Origin of the sequence: Enterobacter roggenkampii (assembly GCF_001729805.1) — a bacterium.
GTDB lineage: Bacteria > Pseudomonadota > Gammaproteobacteria > Enterobacterales > Enterobacteriaceae > Enterobacter > Enterobacter roggenkampii.
Genome location: NZ_CP017184.1, coordinates 2,839,105 through 2,853,659 on the forward strand (window position 1 = coordinate 2,839,105; position 14,555 = coordinate 2,853,659).

The 14,555-nt window shown below is 58.4% G+C and carries 15 protein-coding genes; 6 read left to right on the forward strand and 9 right to left on the reverse strand.

Annotation, left to right across the window (positions count from 1 at the left end):
* Nucleotides 1–9: 9 nt before the first annotated feature.
* Both nudB and aspS read right to left on the reverse strand, forming a co-directional pair.
* A complete protein-coding gene (nudB, locus tag BFV67_RS13355; RefSeq protein WP_008500446.1) occupies nucleotides 10–453 on the reverse strand; it encodes a dihydroneopterin triphosphate diphosphatase in 444 nt (147 codons plus the stop codon).
* Nucleotide 454: 1 nt separating this feature from the next.
* On the reverse strand, nucleotides 455–2,227 hold the full coding sequence (gene aspS, locus BFV67_RS13360) for an aspartate--tRNA ligase (protein ID WP_008500445.1): 1,773 nt from the start codon (nucleotides 2,225–2,227) through the stop codon (nucleotides 455–457).
* A 263-nt stretch (nucleotides 2,228–2,490) separates the two neighbouring features.
* Between aspS and BFV67_RS13365 the strand changes: the two genes are divergently transcribed.
* The 5 genes from BFV67_RS13365 to cmoB are packed head-to-tail and all read left to right on the forward strand — an operon-like array spanning nucleotide 2,491 to nucleotide 6,071.
* Nucleotides 2,491–3,057: a hydrolase gene (locus BFV67_RS13365; RefSeq protein WP_069598489.1), complete on the forward strand. Its 567-nt coding sequence runs from the start codon at nucleotides 2,491–2,493 to the stop codon at nucleotides 3,055–3,057.
* Nucleotides 3,054–3,872, forward strand: coding sequence for a DUF72 domain-containing protein (locus BFV67_RS13370; protein WP_023293959.1), 819 nt, complete (start codon nucleotides 3,054–3,056; stop codon nucleotides 3,870–3,872). The genes BFV67_RS13365 and BFV67_RS13370 overlap by 4 nt, the downstream gene beginning before the upstream one ends.
* A gap of 51 nt (nucleotides 3,873–3,923) precedes the next feature.
* Complete coding sequence (locus BFV67_RS13375) at nucleotides 3,924–4,319, forward strand: MAPEG family protein (RefSeq protein ID WP_021240443.1); 396 nt, start codon at nucleotides 3,924–3,926, stop codon at nucleotides 4,317–4,319.
* 40 nt (nucleotides 4,320–4,359) lie between these two features.
* Nucleotides 4,360–5,103, forward strand: a complete 744-nt coding sequence (gene cmoA / locus BFV67_RS13380; protein WP_023325522.1) for a carboxy-S-adenosyl-L-methionine synthase CmoA — start codon at nucleotides 4,360–4,362, stop codon at nucleotides 5,101–5,103.
* Nucleotides 5,100–6,071: a tRNA 5-methoxyuridine(34)/uridine 5-oxyacetic acid(34) synthase CmoB gene (cmoB, locus tag BFV67_RS13385; protein ID WP_025912287.1), complete on the forward strand. Its 972-nt coding sequence runs from the start codon at nucleotides 5,100–5,102 to the stop codon at nucleotides 6,069–6,071. The genes cmoA and cmoB overlap by 4 nt, the downstream gene beginning before the upstream one ends.
* A gap of 262 nt (nucleotides 6,072–6,333) precedes the next feature.
* On the opposite strand, the gene cutC is transcribed toward cmoB, so the two are convergent.
* Both cutC and BFV67_RS13395 read right to left on the reverse strand, forming a co-directional pair.
* Nucleotides 6,334–7,077 carry a copper homeostasis protein CutC gene (cutC, locus tag BFV67_RS13390; RefSeq protein WP_069598958.1) on the reverse strand — a complete coding sequence of 248 codons (744 nt, stop codon included), beginning with the start codon at nucleotides 7,075–7,077 and terminating at the stop codon, nucleotides 6,334–6,336.
* A 69-nt stretch (nucleotides 7,078–7,146) separates the two neighbouring features.
* Nucleotides 7,147–7,716 carry a VOC family protein gene (locus BFV67_RS13395; protein ID WP_039266608.1) on the reverse strand — a complete coding sequence of 190 codons (570 nt, stop codon included), beginning with the start codon at nucleotides 7,714–7,716 and terminating at the stop codon, nucleotides 7,147–7,149.
* A 239-nt stretch (nucleotides 7,717–7,955) separates the two neighbouring features.
* On the opposite strand from BFV67_RS13395, the gene argS reads away from it, so the two are divergent.
* Nucleotides 7,956–9,689 carry an arginine--tRNA ligase gene (gene argS / locus BFV67_RS13400; RefSeq protein ID WP_008500436.1) on the forward strand — a complete coding sequence of 578 codons (1,734 nt, stop codon included), beginning with the start codon at nucleotides 7,956–7,958 and terminating at the stop codon, nucleotides 9,687–9,689.
* 58 nt (nucleotides 9,690–9,747) lie between these two features.
* Here argS and flhE read toward each other — a convergent pair whose 3' ends face one another.
* From flhE to cheY, 5 genes are all read right to left on the reverse strand, one after another.
* Nucleotides 9,748–10,140: a flagellar protein FlhE gene (flhE, locus tag BFV67_RS13405; protein ID WP_023325526.1), complete on the reverse strand. Its 393-nt coding sequence runs from the start codon at nucleotides 10,138–10,140 to the stop codon at nucleotides 9,748–9,750.
* Nucleotides 10,140–12,218, reverse strand: a complete 2,079-nt coding sequence (gene flhA, locus BFV67_RS13410) for a flagellar biosynthesis protein FlhA (protein WP_008500434.1) — start codon at nucleotides 12,216–12,218, stop codon at nucleotides 10,140–10,142. Before flhA ends, flhE begins: the two co-directional genes overlap by 1 nt.
* Nucleotides 12,211–13,359 (reverse strand): flagellar biosynthesis protein FlhB, encoded by a 1,149-nt coding sequence (gene flhB, locus BFV67_RS13415; RefSeq protein WP_021240449.1) that lies wholly within the window; start codon nucleotides 13,357–13,359, stop codon nucleotides 12,211–12,213. Before flhB ends, flhA begins: the two co-directional genes overlap by 8 nt.
* A 148-nt stretch (nucleotides 13,360–13,507) precedes the next feature.
* Complete coding sequence (gene cheZ / locus BFV67_RS13420; RefSeq protein WP_008500432.1) at nucleotides 13,508–14,152, reverse strand: protein phosphatase CheZ; 645 nt, start codon at nucleotides 14,150–14,152, stop codon at nucleotides 13,508–13,510.
* A gap of 10 nt (nucleotides 14,153–14,162) precedes the next feature.
* A complete protein-coding gene (cheY, locus tag BFV67_RS13425; protein ID WP_008500431.1) occupies nucleotides 14,163–14,552 on the reverse strand; it encodes a chemotaxis response regulator CheY in 390 nt (129 codons plus the stop codon).
* Between the last annotated feature and the right edge of the window lie 3 nt (nucleotides 14,553–14,555).

Consider the following 14,555-nt stretch of genomic DNA (forward strand, 5'->3'; position numbering starts at 1 on the left):
CGCGCCTTTTCAGGCTGCGTTAATTACAAATTCTTCAATCGCCTGCCGGTTGCTCCACGACTTGGTCAGTGCGGCGGCATCCGCCGCATTCACCCAGCGGTAGGTCAGGTGTTCGGTAAACACGATCTCCCGTTCATGGGGGAGCGCGAGACAGAACCACGATTCCGTATTGCGCTCGGTACCCGGCGCGTAGCGATGACGTAAATGGCTAAAAATTTCGAACTCCACCGTGCGCTGACAGTCCTTCAGGGTCAGTTGCTCGCGGGCAACGTCAATGGCGACCTCTTCCTTTACTTCACGCGCGGCGGCCTGCGGCGCGGTTTCCCCCTCTTCCAGACTGCCGGTAACCGACTGCCAGAATTCAGGGTCATCGCGCCGCTGCAACATCAGCACCCGCTTCGTGTCTTCTGCATAAATGACCACCAGGACCGAAACGGGGAGCTTATATGTCATATCAGTTTTTCTCTTCCTTCTTCACCACCTCAATGCCCAGCTCAGCCAGTGCGGCCGGGTTGGCAAAGCTTGGCGCTTCGGTCATCAGACACGCTGCAGCAGTGGTTTTCGGGAAAGCGATAACATCACGGATGTTATCGGTGCCGGTCAGCAGCATGGTCAGACGGTCAAGACCGAAGGCCAGACCCGCGTGCGGAGGCGTACCGTATTTCAGCGCGTCCAGCAGGAAACCGAATTTCTCGCGCTGCTCCTGCTCGTTGATGCCCAGGATGCCGAACACGGTCTGCTGCATTTCACCGCTGTGAATACGCACGGAACCACCGCCCACTTCGTAGCCGTTGATGACCATATCGTAGGCGTTGGCGACGGCCTCTTCCGGTGCCGCTTTCAGCTCGGCAGCCGTCATGTCTTTTGGCGAGGTGAACGGGTGGTGCATCGCGGTCAGGCCGCCTTCACCGTCGTCTTCAAACATTGGGAAGTCGATAACCCACAGCGGCGCCCATTTGCTCTCGTCGGTCAGATTCAGGTCTTTACCGAGCTTCAGACGCAGCGCGCCCATCGCATCCGCAACGACTTTCTTGTTATCTGCACCAAAGAAGATCATGTCGCCGTCCTGCGCGCCGGTGCGCTCCAGGATCGCTTCCACGATGTCCGCGTTCAGGAATTTCGCAACCGGGCTGGTGATACCTTCCAGACCCTTCGCACGCTCGGTCACTTTAATATAGGCCAGACCTTTCGCGCCGTAGATCTTGATGAAGTTGCCGTAGTCGTCGATCTGCTTACGGCTCAGAGCCGCTCCGCCCGGTACACGCAGCGCGGCTACGCGGCCTTTGGCGTCGTTAGCCGGACCCGCGAAGACCGCGAACTCCACGTTTTTAACCAGATCAGCTACGTCCACCAGCTCCATCGGGTTACGCAGGTCTGGTTTGTCAGAGCCGTAGCGACGCTCGGCTTCCGCGAAGGTCATGATTGGGAAATCGCCCAGCTCAACGCCTTTCACGTCATTCCACAGGCTACGCACCAGGGCTTCCATCACTTCACGCACCTGCTCGGCGGTCATGAAGGAGGTTTCCACATCGATCTGGGTAAATTCAGGCTGGCGGTCAGCACGCAAGTCTTCGTCGCGGAAGCATTTCACGATCTGATAGTAGCGATCGAAGCCGGACATCATCAGCAGCTGTTTGAACAGCTGTGGAGACTGTGGCAGCGCGTAGAATTTGCCTTTATGGACGCGGGATGGCACCAGGTAATCGCGCGCGCCTTCCGGCGTGGCTTTGGTCAGCATCGGGGTTTCGATATCGAGGAAACCGTGGTCATCCATAAAGCGACGCACCAGGCTGGTGATTTTCGCACGGGTTTTCAGGCGCTGAGCCATCTCCGGACGACGCAGATCCAGATAGCGGTATTTCAGACGCGCTTCTTCAGTGTTGACGTGGTTGGAGTCCAGCGGCAGCGCTTCAGCACGGTTGATGATCGTCAGATCGGACGCCAGCACTTCAATGGCACCCGTCGCCATGTCGGCGTTAACGTTTTTCTCGTCACGCGCACGCACGGTGCCGGTGACCTGAATGCAGAACTCATTACGCAGCTCAGAGGCCAGCTTCAACGCATCTGCGCGATCCGGATCGAAGAACACCTGAACGATACCTTCGCGGTCGCGCATATCGATGAAGATAAGGCTACCAAGATCACGACGACGATTGACCCAACCACACAGGGTGACCTGCTGTCCGACGTGGGACTGACGCAGCTGCCCGCAATATTCTGTACGCATGAGATATCCCTTAATTAGCCGCAGGCTAAATGTCGCCTGGTATGCAGGCTACTATGTCGCAGCTTTCTGTATGTCACAACTGGATGAAAAAAGGCGGCTATTATACTGGAAATTCCGCCGGACGATAAGAGCGAACCACGGCCAGGCGGTCGTTTGCTGCACTCTTATTGCGCATTCTCACAAAAATTAACAAAATTATGCGACCAATAACAGGCCATCGCGTCGTATGGTGTGTGGAAGTGATTCATTTAACGGGAGTAACGATGTTAACCCTTGATGCCAGCAAAACCGCGCTTGTGGTGATTGATTTACAGGAAGGCATTTTGCCCTTCGCCGGTGGCCCGCATACCGCGGACGATGTGGTCAGCCGCGCCGCCCGCCTGGCGGAAAAATGCCGTGCCAGCGGTGCCCCGGTTGTCATGGTGCGCGTCGGCTGGTCTGCGGATTACGCAGAAGCGTTAAAACAGCCCGTTGATGCGCAAACTCCCGCCCGCGCCCTGCCGGAAAACTGGTGGACGTACCCGGTCTCGCTCGGCAAACGCGACGGCGACATCGAAGTGACCAAACGTCAGTGGGGCGCCTTCTACGGGACCGATCTCGAGCTGCAGCTCCGCCGTCGCGGCATTGACACGATCATCCTGTGCGGCATTTCCACCAATATCGGCGTGGAGTCGACCGCCCGCAACGCGTGGGAACTGGGCTTTAATCTGGTGATTGCCGAAGATGCGTGTAGCGCGGCCTCGGCGGAACAGCACCAGTGCAGCATGACGCACATCTTCCCGCGCATCGGTCGCGTGCGCAGCACGGACGAGATCCTCAGCGCGTTATGATGTATGTGGGCCTGCCCCAGTGGTCGCACCCGAAATGGGTGCGGCTGGGCATCACCAGCCTTGAGGAGTATGCCCGACACTTCAACTGCGTCGAGGGTAACACTACCCTCTATGCGCTCCCGAAAGCCGAGATTGTTGCGCGCTGGCGGGAACAAACGACCGACGACTTCCGCTTCTGCTTCAAGTTTCCGGCGACCATTTCTCACCAGGCCGCGCTGCGAAACTGCGGTGAGTTGACCGACGAATTCTTTGGCCGGATGGCGCCTCTGGCAAACCGCATCGGGCAGTACTGGCTGCAGCTTCCGGCCACGTTTGCTCCGCGCGACCTGCCTGCGCTCTGGCAGTTCCTGGATGCCCTGCCCCGGGAATTTACCTACGGCGTGGAGGTTCGGCACCAGGACTTCTTTGCGAAAGGCGAAGCGGAAAAAGCGCTCAACCGCGGCCTGCTTGAGCGTTCCGTTAACCGTGTGATCCTCGATAGCCGTCCGGTGCACAGCGCGATACCGCATAACGAGGCCATCGTTGAAGCTCAGCGTAAAAAACCGAAAGTGCCGGTCCACGCCATCGTGACCGCGCAAAACCCAATGGTCAGGTTTATCGGCAGCGATAACATGCCGCAAAACCAGGCGATGTTCGCCGTCTGGCTGGAAAAACTGGCCTCGTGGGAACACACCACCACGCCGTATCTCTTTTTGCACACGCCGGATATTGCCCAGGCCCCCGAACTGGTCGATGCTCTGTGGCAGGCCTTGCAGGCTGCGGTGCCGTCCGTGGGCAGCGCCCCTTCCATCCCACAACAATCTTCTCTTTTCTGATATCACCCCCTATCATAGGGAAGTGCCATCTGCCAAAAACAGGGAGTTTGTATGGTCAGCGCGCTGTACGCGGTGTTAGGTGCATTACTGCTGATTAAGTTTTCATTTGACGTTGTGCGCCTCAGAACGCTTTACCGCGTTTCTTACGGTGACGGCGGATTTTCCGAGCTGCAAAGTGCTATCCGCATTCACGGCAATGCGGTCGAATACATCCCCGCGGCCCTCATCCTGCTGCTGTTTATGGAGATGAATGGCGCAGAAACCTGGATGGTGCACATCTGTGGCCTGCTGCTTATCGCTGGCCGCCTGATGCATTATTACGGCTTTCACCACCGCTTAATCCGCTGGCGTCGTTCCGGCATGAGTGCAACCTGGTGTTCGCTTTTGCTGATGGTGCTGGCTAACCTGTGGTATATGCCGTGGGAGTTGGTTTTCTCCCTCCATTAGCGCACAATACGCCACTTTATTTTTCCCGGATTTTTACGTTATGTCAGATCGCGACACGCTTTTTTCCGCGCCTATCGCCAGCCTGGGCGACTGGACCTTCGATGAACGGGTAGCCGAAGTCTTCCCGGATATGATCCAGCGCTCTGTTCCCGGTTATTCCAATATTATCTCTATGATCGGCATGCTGGCTGAGCGCTTCGTTCAACCCGGCACGCAGGTCTATGACCTGGGCTGCTCGCTCGGCGCGGCAACGCTGTCGGTACGTCGTAACGTTCATCACGAAGGCTGCCGAATCATTGCCGTGGATAACTCTCCGGCCATGGTGGAACGCTGCCGTCGCCATATTGACGCCTACAAGGCCCCTGTTCCGGTTGACGTGGTGGAAGGCGATATCCGTGAGATCGAGATCCAAAACGCCTCGATGGTGGTGCTGAATTTCACGCTGCAGTTCCTGGTGCCGGAAGACCGCCAGCTGCTGCTGGACAAAATCTATCAGGGGCTGAATCCTGGCGGCGCGCTGGTGCTCTCGGAGAAATTCAGCTTTGAAGATGCCGAGGTTGGCGAGCTGCTGTTCAATATGCACCACGATTTCAAACGGGCGAACGGCTACAGCGAGCTGGAGATCAGCCAGAAGCGCAGCATGCTCGAAAACGTGATGCTGACGGACTCCGTAGAAACCCACAAGGCGCGCCTGCGTCAGGCCGGATTTGAGCATAGCGAACTGTGGTTCCAGTGCTTCAACTTTGGATCGCTGGTGGCGCTGAAAGCGGGGAAACCCGCATGATCGAGTTCAGCAACTTCTATCAGCTGATTGCCAAAAATCACCTCTCCCACTGGCTGGAGACGCTGCCTGCGCAGATTGCCGCCTGGCAGCGGGATCAGCAGCACGGCCTGTTAAAGCAGTGGTCAAACGCGGTGGAGTTCCTGCCGGAACTGACCCCGCATCGTCTGGATCTTCTGCACAGCGTCACCGCAGAGAGTGAAGAACCGCTTCCGCCAGGGCAGATAAACCGCATCGAAACGCTGATGCGCAACCTGATGCCGTGGCGTAAAGGGCCGTTCTCGCTGTACGGCGTGAACATCAACACCGAATGGCGCTCAGACTGGAAATGGGATCGCGTTCTGCCGCACCTTTCCGACCTGACCGGGCGCACCATTCTGGACGTGGGCTGCGGTAGCGGCTATCACATGTGGCGCATGATTGGCGCGGGCGCGCATCTGGTGGTTGGTATCGACCCGATGCAGCTGTTCCTGTGTCAGTTTGAAGCGGTACGTAAGCTGCTGGGTAACGACCAGCGCGCGCACCTGCTGCCGCTGGGTATTGAGCAGCTGCCCGCACTGAAAGCCTTTGATACCGTGTTCTCCATGGGCGTGTTGTATCACCGCCGTTCCCCACTGGAGCACCTGTGGCAACTGAAAGATCAGCTGGTCAGCGGCGGCGAGCTGGTGCTGGAAACGCTGGTGATCGAAGGCGATGAACATGCCGTTCTGGTACCGGGCGATCGCTACGCGCAGATGCGCAACGTTTACTTCATCCCTTCCGCGCTGGCCCTGAAGAACTGGCTGGAGAAGTGCGGATTTGTGGATGTGCGAATTGCCGATGTCAGCGTGACCTCTATCGAAGAGCAGCGCCGGACCGAGTGGATGATCACCGAATCGCTGGAGCAGTTCCTCGACCCGGCCGATCACAGCAAAACCATCGAAGGCTATCCGGCCCCGATGCGAGCGGTGTTGATTGCGACGAAGCCGTAGCCTGTTAGCCGGGTGGCGGCTGCGCCTTACCCGGCCTACGCGTCGCACGTTTTCTCCAAAATAGTTCAAGTTGCAGCAAGGCGGCAACGCAGCGAATCCCCGGGAGCTTACATCAGTAAGTGACCGGGGTGAGCGAGGCGGCCAACGCGGCTGCGGCTTGAAATATGAAGGAGAAAAAAAGGCCCCTGTGTAATTGGCAGGGGCCTGGTACAAGCAAGCATCATATTGGGCGACATGATGCGCGGTAAAAATCGGTACGTTGCTACACGTGATGGCGCTCAATCAGCGACTTCATTTCCGCAACCGACTCTCCCTCTACGCCGTAGCGTGAATACTCATCCGCTTCAGCATCCGTCGACATTGACAATCCTGTATTGCGATAACGCATGGGTGACGGCATCCATTTGCCTGCCGAGCTGTGCAGCTCTTCTACCCCGGCGTTTAAAAACCGTTCCAGATTGCTGGCACGGACTCCCGCACCCGCCATTATTATTGGAACACCGGAATGTGCTTTTAGTTCCGTAATTAATTGCAGTCCTTTTTCAGCGGACGGCTGTTGACCCGATGTCAGAATGCGCGCCACGCCAATTTCTCCAAGCGTTTCAAAGGCCTGAAGCGGATCTTTACACATATCAAATGCGCGATGAAAAGTGACGGCGAGCCCCTGCGCGGCGCTCATGACCTGACGCATGCGCGGGAGGTCGATATTGCCGTCTTCATCCAGCAGGCCGGTGACCAGCCCGGGGAACCCCAGGTCGCGCACGAGGGCGATATCATCAAGCATGGCACCGAACTCGCCCGCCGTGTAACAAAAATCACCGCCGCGCGGGCGAATAATCGGGTGAACGGGAATCGTGACGGCCTGACGGGCAGCCTTCAGCACGCCGTAAGAAGGCGTCAGCCCGCCCTCTTTGGGTGCCGCACACAGTTCAATGCGGTCAGCCCCGTAATTTTGCGCGGTGACGGCACACTCCACGCTGTAACAGCAAATCTCCAGCAGCGCCATGTAATCCTCCTTAAATTCCACCAAACGCACCATCATGACATGCCGTCTGTTTTCAGTCCCGGCGGGAACTCACATCTCTTGCGCCTCACTGGCAACGATCTGCTCAATGGTCCAGGGATGAAACTTCACCGTGACCTGCCCGTCCGTGACGGCGAGCGTCGGGTTGGGTAACCGCTCGCGTTCGCCTTTGGGCGAACTGGTCTTCACAAAAATCCCCGGCTGGCTTAAGCCTTCGTCAGCTAACAGGGCCAGCGCGCGCGCGTTTAATGTCTCCGGCTCACCCGGCAGGACAATTTCAATGTGCTCCCACCCTTCGTGCGGATAGCGCTTCTCGCCCGGCCACGGCAGTTCAACCACGGTGAATTGCCAGTGGGCCACGTTCACCGGCTCACGCAGCCTGAACAGGCAGATGGGGCGACCGTTAATGATATTCTCGGACAGTAACTCGCCGCACTGTTCAAATCCGCGACGCCAGCGTTCTGCGGTGGCATTCTGATGGCAGCGCAAAGAGATGTGATCGGCCTCGAGCGGCGCAATATCCAGGCCGAGACGGGTGGCAAGTTCTGTGAACGCCTGGGTGAAGCGCGGTAAATCTGCGGAAATATCATGCAGTTCGTCAATGGATTGCCAGTTCGCCATAAGTCACTCTCTTTTCGTGTCGCAAAGCCGCTAATTTACTCTGTTGCTCTGTTTTGACCAACCGCAGAATCCGGCTTTTTACGACTGCATGTTTATGCACACCTTCTTAGCCTGGATTCTGAGCGATCTTCAGGCCCCGCGATGCTGACGGCAGAAGGCATTTGCAGTATACTCCCGCCCTAAATTCTCTAACTGGCGCGGGTGGTTGTGAGCCCGCATCAAAAAAGTAAGGTATCCAGGTGAATATTCAGGCTCTTCTCTCCGAAAAAGTCAGTCAGGCACTGATTGCCGCAGGCGCGCCTGCGGATTGCGAACCGCAGGTTCGTCAGTCAGCAAAAGTACAGTTTGGCGACTATCAGGCTAATGGCGTGATGGCAGTGGCTAAAAAACTGGGTATGCCGCCGCGACAGCTCGCTGAGCAGGTACTGACGCATCTGGATCTCGCCGGCATTGCCAGCAAAACCGAAATCGCCGGCCCGGGCTTTATCAACATTTTCCTTGAGCCTGCCTTCCTGGCAAGCCACGTTGACGCGGCGCTGAAATCCGATCGTCTGGGTGTTTCCCAGCCGGAAGCGCAGACCGTCGTGATCGACTACTCTGCCCCGAACGTGGCGAAAGAGATGCACGTTGGCCACCTGCGCTCCACCATCATCGGTGATGCCGCGGTGCGTACGCTCGAGTTCCTCGGTCACAAGGTGATCCGCGCGAACCACGTGGGCGATTGGGGTACCCAGTTCGGGATGCTGATTGCTTACCTGGAAAAACAGCAGCAGGAAAACGCAGGCGAAATGGCGCTGGCGGACCTGGAAGGGTTTTATCGCGAAGCCAAAAAGCACTATGACGAAGATGAAGCCTTTGCCGAGCGCGCGCGCAGCTACGTGGTAAAACTGCAGGGCGGCGATCAATACTTCCTCGAGATGTGGCGCAAGCTGGTTGACATCACCATGTCTCAGAACCAGCTTACCTATAACCGTCTGAACGTCACCCTGACCCGTGATGACGTGATGGGTGAAAGCCTGTACAACCCAATGCTGCCCGGCATTGTGGCTGACCTGAAAGCGAAAAACCTGGCGGTGGAGAGCGAAGGCGCAACGGTGGTGTTCCTTGATGAGTACAAAAACAAGGAAGGCGAACCGATGGGCGTGATCATCCAGAAAAAGGATGGCGGCTACCTCTACACCACGACCGATATCGCCTGTGCGAAATACCGTTATGAAACGCTGCACGCCGACCGCGTGCTGTACTACATCGACTCCCGTCAGCACCAGCACCTGATGCAGGCGTGGACCATCGTGCGTAAAGCCGGGTACGTACCGGACAGCGTTCCGCTGGAACACCACATGTTCGGCATGATGCTGGGTAAAGACGGCAAGCCGTTCAAAACCCGCGCGGGCGGGACCGTGAAGCTCTCCGACCTGCTGGACGAAGCGCTGGAACGCGCCCGTCGTCTGGTGGCCGAGAAGAATCCAGACATGCCGGCCGACGAGCTGGAAAAACTGGCGAACGCCGTGGGTATCGGCGCGGTGAAATACGCGGATCTCTCCAAGAACCGTACCACCGACTACATCTTCGACTGGGATAACATGCTGGCGTTTGAGGGCAACACGGCGCCGTACATGCAGTACGCTTACACCCGCGTGCTGTCGGTCTTCCGCAAAGCCAATATCGACGAAAGCGTGCTGGCGAATGCCACCGTGACCATCACGGAAGATCGTGAAGCGCAGCTGGCGGCGCGTCTGCTGCAGTTCGAAGAGACGCTGACCGTGGTCGCACGTGACGGCACGCCGCACGTGATGTGTGCTTACCTGTACGATCTGGCGGGTCTGTTCTCCGGCTTCTACGAGCACTGCCCTATTCTCTCTGCGGAGAATGAATCGGTCCGCAACAGCCGCCTGAAGCTGGCGCAGCTGACGGCGAAGACCCTGAAACTGGGTCTGGATACTCTGGGTATCGAAACCGTAGAACGTATGTAATACCAAAAACCCGGCAATCGCCGGGTTTTGTTTTTTTGCAGTCCTGACAATTCAACCGTCAGCGGTAGTTCACGATGACAGAATTACTCTGCACCTTCAGCGCCGGGATCAAACGTCCCCCGCCCGGCACTTCCCAGATGAAACGCAAAGGTTCAATAGCCGGCACGCCGTTGAACGCCTGCGTTGTTCCATTTTCGCCATCGATTTCCGTGCAGCGCGTCTGAGAGCAGAGGCGCACCCGCAGGCCCGCTGGCGTTGGGCCAATCAGCCGGTAGTTCCAGACCACCAGACCCATCAGACCGGAAACCTCTTCAGCAGGCGCCAGCGGGTTAGACGACATGGCAACACCGCGGTTGCTGAGGGTCACCCCTATGCTGCTCGCCTGCCAGGTGCCTCCCCCGGCAGCCTGCGCCGCCAGCGGGAAGAACAGCATCCAAAGCCATTTACGCATTATTTTCCTCCAATCGTCGCGGTCATGCGGATATGACGGTTATCCGACAGCTCCAGATTCGACAGCACGACCAGCTGGCTCAGGCTGCGGCGCAGGAAGCGGGACAGCAGCGGACGCAGCGCGTGGTTCACCAGCAGCACCGGCGGCGCGCCGAGCATCTCCTGACGCGCCAGCGCCTCCTGGGTTTGCGCCAGCAGACGGTCCGCCAGGCCCGGCTCCAGGCCGCCCCCACCCTGCAGAGCCTGCAGCAGCAGACGCTCAAGCGGCGTATCGAGGCCGATCACCTGCACTTCTCCGGTTCCCGGGAACCACTGCTGGGTGATTGCCCGGCCCAGCGCCACGCGCACCACCGCCGTCAGCTCGTGCGGATCGCTCTGGATTGGCGCGTGCTCTGCCAGCGTTTCCAGAATGGTGCGCATATCGCGGATCGGCACCTTCTCGTCGAGCAGGTTTTGCAGCACCTTGTGCAGCGTGGTTAAGGTCAGCACGCCCGGAACCAGATCTTCCGTCAGCTTCGGCATCTCCTGCGTGACGCGGTCCAGAAGCTGCTGCGCTTCCTGACGGCCAAACAGCTCCGCCGAGAATTGCCCAATCAGGTGGTTAAGGTGGGTTGCCACCACGGTACTGGCTTCAACAACCGTGTAACCCTGGATCTGCGCCTGCTCTTTTAGCGCGCTTTCAATCCAGATCGCGGCCAGACCAAAGGCCGGATCGATGGTTTGCTCGCCCGGCAGCGTGCCTGCGGCGGTGCCGGGGTTAATCGCCAGCCAGCGGCCCGGATAGGCATCACCGCTGCCAATTTCAACGCCTTTCATCAGGATGCGATAGCGCGCGGGCGGCAGGTCCATATTGTCGCGGATGTGTACCACAGGCGGCAGGAAGCCCATGTCCTGGGCGAATTTTTTACGGATACTGCGGATACGGCCGAGCAGCTCGCCGTCCTGCTGGAAATCGACCATCGGGATCAGGCGATACCCGACTTCCATTCCCAGAGAATCCTCCAGCTGAACGTCGTTCCAGGTCGCTTCGACGGCCTGATTATTCTCCGGCATTTTGACCGGAACAGGTTCCGCTGCCGGTTTGGTTTCACGGCCACGCATCCACCAGGCAAGGCCCAGCAGCGCCGCCGTAAACAGCAGGAAGACGAGGTTTGGCATACCCGGCACCAGGCCGAGCAACCCGAGCACCGCCGCGGCCAGCAGCATCACGCGCGGGTTACTGAACAGCTGGCCCACCATCTGCTCGCCAACGTCCTGATCGGTGCTCACGCGGGTCACGATGACACCCGCCGCAGTGGAGATCACCAGCGCCGGGATCTGCGCGACCAGACCGTCACCGATGGTCAGCAGCGTATAGCTTTCCGCCGCGTGGCCCATGTCCATCCCGTGCTGCAATACGCCCACCAGCAGGCCGCCGACCACGTTAATCACCATGATCAGAATGCCCGCGATGGCGTCACCGCGCACAAACTTACTCGCACCGTCCATGGAGCCGTAGAAGTCCGCTTCCTGCGTCACTTCCGCACGGCGCTTTTTGGCTTCATCTTCGGCGATTAGCCCGGCGTTCAGGTCGGCGTCGATCGCCATCTGCTTGCCCGGCATCCCGTCCAGCACAAAGCGCGCGCCCACTTCCGCAATACGCCCTGCACCTTTGGTGATGACCATAAAGTTGATGATCACGAGGATGACGAACACCACGATACCGATAGCGAAATTACCGCCCACCAGGAAGTGGCCGAACGCTTCCACCACCTTACCTGCCGCGGCCGCCCCGGTGTGGCCTTCCATCAAGATGATACGCGTGGACGCCACGTTCAGCGCCAGTCGCAGCAGGGTGGTAAACAGCAGAATGGTCGGGAACGCGGCGAACTCCAGGGTACGCTGGGTGAACATCGCCACCAGCAGCACCATAATGGACAGCGCGATATTGAAAGTGAAAAGCAGGTCGAGGATGAACGCCGGGAGCGGCAGTACCATCATCGATAGAATTAGCAGGATCAGAATCGGCCCGGCCAGGATCTGCCATTGGGTCGATTTCAGGTTGCCGGGCAGGCGCAACATTGCCACCAGATTAGCCATCAGTGTCCTTCTCGTTCATAAAATCCAGCGCGGCAGGCACCGGAAGGTTCTCAGGTTTCACAGGCCGTTGACCGCCGGCCAGACGCCAGCGCTTCAACTGCCATACCCAGGCCAGCACTTCCGCCACGGCGGCGTAAAGTTGTCCCGGGATCTGTTGTCCAATATCCGCATGGCGGTACAGGGCACGCGCCAGCGGAGGGGCTTCGAGGATCGGCACGCGGTGTTCGGTGCCAATTTCACGGATACGCAGCGCGATCAGCCCCGCCCCTTTCGCCACCACTTTCGGCGCGCTCATTTTGTTTTCGTCATAGCGCAGCGCAACGGAATAGTGTGTCGGGTTGGTAACGATGACGTCGGCCTTTGGCACATCGTCCATCATGCGGCGACGGGCGGCGGCACGTTGCATCTGGCGGATGCGCCCCTTCACGTGCGGGTCACCTTCCATCTGCTTATATTCGTCACGGATATCCTGACGCGACATCCGCAGCTTCTTGAAGTGGGTATAGAGCTGGAAGATCACGTCAAAACCCACCATCGGGATAATGCTGAGCACCACCAGCAGCGCGCAGAGCCCGACCAGATTCAGCGCGTTGCTCATCGCGGTGAGCGGCGATTCGCTGATAAGACGCATCATTTCCGGCCAGTGGTACCAGAGGTAAAACCCCGCGGAGCTGCCCATCAGCACCGATTTGAGAATGGCTTTGAGCAATTCGGCCCCGGTCTGGGCAGAGAACATTTTCGCAATACCCGGCAGCGGGTTGAGTTTGGAAAATTTCGGCTGCAGCGATTTGGCGCTGAAGACCAGACCGCCGAGCATCACCGGCGAGACCAGCGCGACCAGCACAACCCCGGTAATGAGGGGCAGCAGCGCAACCATGGCCCCTTTAATCAGCTGAATAATCTGGCTGAGGATCAGATTCGGATCGTTGACCATACTGTGGTCAAAACGTAAGCCGGTTGAGAGCATGCCCGCCAGCTTGCGGGCGAGCGACTCCCCGCCCCACCAGATAATGCACACCCCTACGATAAGGATCAGCAGGGAGGTCAATTCTCGGGATCGGGGGATCTGCCCTTCCTCACGCGCCTTTTCTAGTCGGTGGGGTGTGGGGGCTTCCGTTTTGTCGTCGTTCTCTTCTGCCACTGTGCACGCTCAGCCCATTACGTCACGGGTATCATGCCAGCGCAGCGGAAATCCAATGGCGGGAAAAGCCCGTTTATTCGGGCTCTTTTCGGTGATTTTGTCGCAAACCGCCCCAGGCGGCGTTAACCCCCTGAAGCGGAATGGACCATCAGAAGCCGAGGCTGTCCAGCAGGTCGTCCACCTGATCCTGGCTTGCCACCACGCCCGCCTTGCTGGCGTCGAGCTGTGGACCATTGAGCAGGCTTTCGTTCTCGCGTTTTGGACGGGCTGCCGGTTCCGGGATGTTCTCCAGCAGCACCATCAGCAGCTGGCGCTCAATCTCCTGGATCACATCCATCATGCGCTTAATCACCTGACCGGTCAGGTCCTGGAAATCCTGCGCCATCATGATGTCCAGCAGCTGGGCATTGGTGAAGCTGGTGTGGCCAGGCACATCCCCCAGGAACTGGCGGGTATCGGTCACCAGTTCGCGGGCATCCGCCAGCTCGATAGGGTTCTCAAACCACTCGTCCCAGCGTTTGGTCAGCGCTTTCGCCCCCTTTTCCATCGCATCCTGGTGCGGCTGCGACGCTTCCACGCTGTTCAGCGCACGTTCAGCGGCCTGAGCGGTCATCTGCACGACGTAGTCCAGACGATCGCGGGCATCAGGAATCGCTTCCGCCGCTTCGGCAATCGCCTGATCCAGACCCAGCTCACGCAGGCTGTCACGCAGCATGCGCGTCAGGCTGCCGATGCGGACGATGATGTCGCTCGGCGAGTGTTCTTCAACGGGTTTCATAGCAGGTTGCATCATAACCAACACCTCACATGCCGAGTTTCTCGAAGATCTTACCGAGCTTCTCTTCCAGGGTCGCCGCCGTGAATGGCTTCACCACGTAGCCGCTTGCGCCCGCCTGTGCAGCGGCAATGATGTTCTCTTTTTTCGCTTCTGCCGTGACCATCAGCACCGGCATGGACGCCATTCCCGCATCAGCACGAATGGTTTTCAGCAGTTCCAGACCGTCCATGTTTGGCATGTTCCAGTCGGAGATCACAAAACCAAACCCGCCCGCCTGCAGCTTGTTCAGCGCATCCACGCCGTCTTCTGCTTCTTCAACGTTATTGAAGCCCAGCTCTTTCAGCAGGTTGCGCACAATGCGACGCATGGTGGAAAAGTCATCCACAACCAAAAACTTAAGCTCTTTATCCGCCATAAA

Excerpts from the sequence above, each read along its gene's own strand:
- cutC (WP_069598958.1), bottom strand. The coding sequence starts at position 7,077 with ATGGCGCTGCTGGAGATTTGCTGTTACAGCGTGGAGTGTGCCGTCACC.
- aspS (WP_008500445.1), bottom strand. The coding sequence starts at position 2,227 with ATGCGTACAGAATATTGCGGGCAGCTGCGTCAGTCCCACGTCGGACAG.
- flhE (WP_023325526.1), bottom strand. The coding sequence starts at position 10,140 with ATGCGTAAATGGCTTTGGATGCTGTTCTTCCCGCTGGCGGCGCAGGCT.
- BFV67_RS13370 (WP_023293959.1), top strand. The coding sequence starts at position 3,054 with ATGATGTATGTGGGCCTGCCCCAGTGGTCGCACCCGAAATGGGTGCGG.
- cheZ (WP_008500432.1), bottom strand. The coding sequence starts at position 14,152 with ATGATGCAACCTGCTATGAAACCCGTTGAAGAACACTCGCCGAGCGAC.
- cmoB (WP_025912287.1), top strand. The coding sequence starts at position 5,100 with ATGATCGAGTTCAGCAACTTCTATCAGCTGATTGCCAAAAATCACCTC.
- flhA (WP_008500434.1), bottom strand. The coding sequence starts at position 12,218 with ATGGCTAATCTGGTGGCAATGTTGCGCCTGCCCGGCAACCTGAAATCG.
- BFV67_RS13375 (WP_021240443.1), top strand. The coding sequence starts at position 3,924 with ATGGTCAGCGCGCTGTACGCGGTGTTAGGTGCATTACTGCTGATTAAG.
- BFV67_RS13365 (WP_069598489.1), top strand. The coding sequence starts at position 2,491 with ATGTTAACCCTTGATGCCAGCAAAACCGCGCTTGTGGTGATTGATTTA.
- cheY (WP_008500431.1), bottom strand. The coding sequence starts at position 14,552 with ATGGCGGATAAAGAGCTTAAGTTTTTGGTTGTGGATGACTTTTCCACC.
- nudB (WP_008500446.1), bottom strand. The coding sequence starts at position 453 with ATGACATATAAGCTCCCCGTTTCGGTCCTGGTGGTCATTTATGCAGAA.
- BFV67_RS13395 (WP_039266608.1), bottom strand. The coding sequence starts at position 7,716 with ATGGCGAACTGGCAATCCATTGACGAACTGCATGATATTTCCGCAGAT.
- cmoA (WP_023325522.1), top strand. The coding sequence starts at position 4,360 with ATGTCAGATCGCGACACGCTTTTTTCCGCGCCTATCGCCAGCCTGGGC.